We start from the raw sequence: 3,350 nt of genomic DNA on the forward strand, positions 1-3,350 counted from the left end.
CGAAGGGAAGCGCCCGGAGGAAAGCCCGAGAGGGTGAGTACAAAGGAAGCGACCGTTCCTTGAGAACTCAACAGCGTGCCAAAAGTCAACGCCAGATATGTTGATACCCCGTCTCCGGCCATCATGGCTGGGGCGAGGTTCCTTTGAAGAAAAACACAGCGAGGACGCTGAGAACGGTCGGGCCTATTCCGCCTGACTGTTCCGCTCTCGTGCGTGTTCATCCCGATTACGGGAAAACATTCACGGAGAGTTTGATCCTGGCTCAGGACGAACGCTGGCGGCGTGCTTAACACATGCAAGTCGAACGATGAACCACTTCGGTGGGGATTAGTGGCGAACGGGTGAGTAACACGTGGGCAATCTGCCCTTCACTCTGGGACAAGCCCTGGAAACGGGGTCTAATACCGGATAACACTTCCACTCTCCTGAGTGGAGGTTAAAAGCTCCGGCGGTGAAGGATGAGCCCGCGGCCTATCAGCTTGTTGGTGAGGTAATGGCTCACCAAGGCGACGACGGGTAGCCGGCCTGAGAGGGCGACCGGCCACACTGGGACTGAGACACGGCCCAGACTCCTACGGGAGGCAGCAGTGGGGAATATTGCACAATGGGCGAAAGCCTGATGCAGCGACGCCGCGTGAGGGATGACGGCCTTCGGGTTGTAAACCTCTTTCAGCAGGGAAGAAGCGAAAGTGACGGTACCTGCAGAAGAAGCGCCGGCTAACTACGTGCCAGCAGCCGCGGTAATACGTAGGGCGCGAGCGTTGTCCGGAATTATTGGGCGTAAAGAGCTCGTAGGCGGCTTGTCACGTCGGTTGTGAAAGCCCGGGGCTTAACCCCGGGTCTGCAGTCGATACGGGCAGGCTAGAGTTCGGTAGGGGAGATCGGAATTCCTGGTGTAGCGGTGAAATGCGCAGATATCAGGAGGAACACCGGTGGCGAAGGCGGATCTCTGGGCCGATACTGACGCTGAGGAGCGAAAGCGTGGGGAGCGAACAGGATTAGATACCCTGGTAGTCCACGCCGTAAACGGTGGGAACTAGGTGTTGGCGACATTCCACGTCGTCGGTGCCGCAGCTAACGCATTAAGTTCCCCGCCTGGGGAGTACGGCCGCAAGGCTAAAACTCAAAGGAATTGACGGGGGCCCGCACAAGCAGCGGAGCATGTGGCTTAATTCGACGCAACGCGAAGAACCTTACCAAGGCTTGACATACACCGGAAAGCATTAGAGATAGTGCCCCCCTTGTGGTCGGTGTACAGGTGGTGCATGGCTGTCGTCAGCTCGTGTCGTGAGATGTTGGGTTAAGTCCCGCAACGAGCGCAACCCTTGTTCTGTGTTGCCAGCATGCCCTTCGGGGTGATGGGGACTCACAGGAGACCGCCGGGGTCAACTCGGAGGAAGGTGGGGACGACGTCAAGTCATCATGCCCCTTATGTCTTGGGCTGCACACGTGCTACAATGGCCGGTACAATGAGCTGCGATACCGTGAGGTGGAGCGAATCTCAAAAAGCCGGTCTCAGTTCGGATTGGGGTCTGCAACTCGACCCCATGAAGTCGGAGTTGCTAGTAATCGCAGATCAGCATTGCTGCGGTGAATACGTTCCCGGGCCTTGTACACACCGCCCGTCACGTCACGAAAGTCGGTAACACCCGAAGCCGGTGGCCCAACCCCTTGTGGGAGGGAGCTGTCGAAGGTGGGACTGGCGATTGGGACGAAGTCGTAACAAGGTAGCCGTACCGGAAGGTGCGGCTGGATCACCTCCTTTCTAAGGAGCACTTCTTACCGAGTCCTTCGGGACGAGGTCAGAGGCCAGTACATCGGCGAATGTCTGATGCTGGTTGCTCATGGGTGGAACGTTGACTATTCGGCCAGGGTTTCGGGTCGGAGGCTGCTAGTACTGCTCGCAAGAGTGTGGAACGCATGATCTTCGGACGGGGCTTGGCCGGGCACGCTGTTGGGTGTCTGAGGGAATGAACTTTTCCTCGGGTGCCGGCCCCAGTGAACTCGCCTGTAAGGGTGGGGTGATGGGTGGCTGGTCGTTGTTTGAGAACTGCACAGTGGACGCGAGCATCTGTGGCCAAGTTTTTAAGGGCGCACGGTGGATGCCTTGGTACCAGGAACCGATGAAGGACGTGGGAGGCCACGATAGTCCCCGGGGAGCCGTCAACCAGGCTTTGATCCGGGGGTTTCCGAATGGGGAAACCCGGCAGTCGTCATGGGCTGTCACCCTTGCCTGAACACATAGGGCAAGTGGAGGGAACGCGGGGAAGTGAAACATCTCAGTACCCGCAGGAAGAGAAAACAACCGTGATTCCGGGAGTAGTGGCGAGCGAAACCGGATGAGGCTAAACCGTATACGTGTGAGACCCGGCAGGGGTTGCGTATGCGGGGTTGTGGGATCTCTCTTTTACGGTCTGCCGGCCGTGAGACGAGTCAGAAACCGTTGATGTAGGCGAAGGACATGCGAAAGGTCCGGCGTAGAGGGTAAGACCCCCGTAGTCGAAACATCAACGGCTCGTTTGAGAGACACCCAAGTAGCACGGGGCCCGAGAAATCCCGTGTGAATCTGGCGGGACCACCCGCTAAGCCTAAATATTCCCTGGTGACCGATAGCGGATAGTACCGTGAGGGAATGGTGAAAAGTACCCCGGGAGGGGAGTGAAATAGTACCTGAAACCGTGTGCCTACAAGCCGTGGGAGCGTCGGATGGAAGCTTGCTTCCATCTCGTGACTGCGTGCCTTTTGAAGAATGAGCCTGCGAGTTTGCGGTGTGTTGCGAGGTTAACCCGTGTGGGGAAGCCGTAGCGAAAGCGAGTCCGAATAGGGCGATATAGTAGCGCGCTCAAGACCCGAAGCGGAGTGATCTAGCCATGGGCAGGTTGAAGCGGAGGTAAGACTTCGTGGAGGACCGAACCCACCAGGGTTGAAAACCTGGGGGATGACCTGTGGTTAGGGGTGAAAGGCCAATCAAACTCCGTGATAGCTGGTTCTCCCCGAAATGCATTTAGGTGCAGCGTCGTGTGTTTCTTGCCGGAGGTAGAGCACTGGATAGGCGATGGGCCCTACCGGGTTACTGACCTTAGCCAAACTCCGAATGCCGGTAAGTGAGAGCGCGGCAGTGAGACTGTGGGGGATAAGCTCCATGGTCGAGAGGGAAACAGCCCAGAGCATCGACTAAGGCCCCTAAGCGTACGCTAAGTGGGAAAGGATGTGGAGTCGCAGAGACAACCAGGAGGTTGGCTTAGAAGCAGCCACCCTTGAAAGAGTGCGTAATAGCTCACTGGTCTAGTGATTCCGCGCCGACAATGTAGCGGGGCTCAAGCGTACCGCCGAAGTCGTGTCATTCACAC

The 3,350-nt window shown here is 57.5% G+C and carries 2 rRNA genes; both read left to right on the forward strand.

From position 1 onward, the window contains the following. Window positions 1-239 precede the first annotated feature (239 nt). Window positions 240-1,765: ribosomal RNA gene (locus tag C1J00_RS40665) — 16S ribosomal RNA — on the forward strand. Window positions 1,766-2,075: 310 nt separating this feature from the next. Beyond that, a 23S ribosomal RNA gene (locus tag C1J00_RS40670) occupies window positions 2,076-3,350 on the forward strand; the annotation flags it as partial.

It is taken from the genome of Streptomyces cahuitamycinicus (assembly GCF_002891435.1).
Taxonomy (GTDB): Bacteria; Actinomycetota; Actinomycetes; order Streptomycetales; family Streptomycetaceae; genus Streptomyces; species Streptomyces cahuitamycinicus.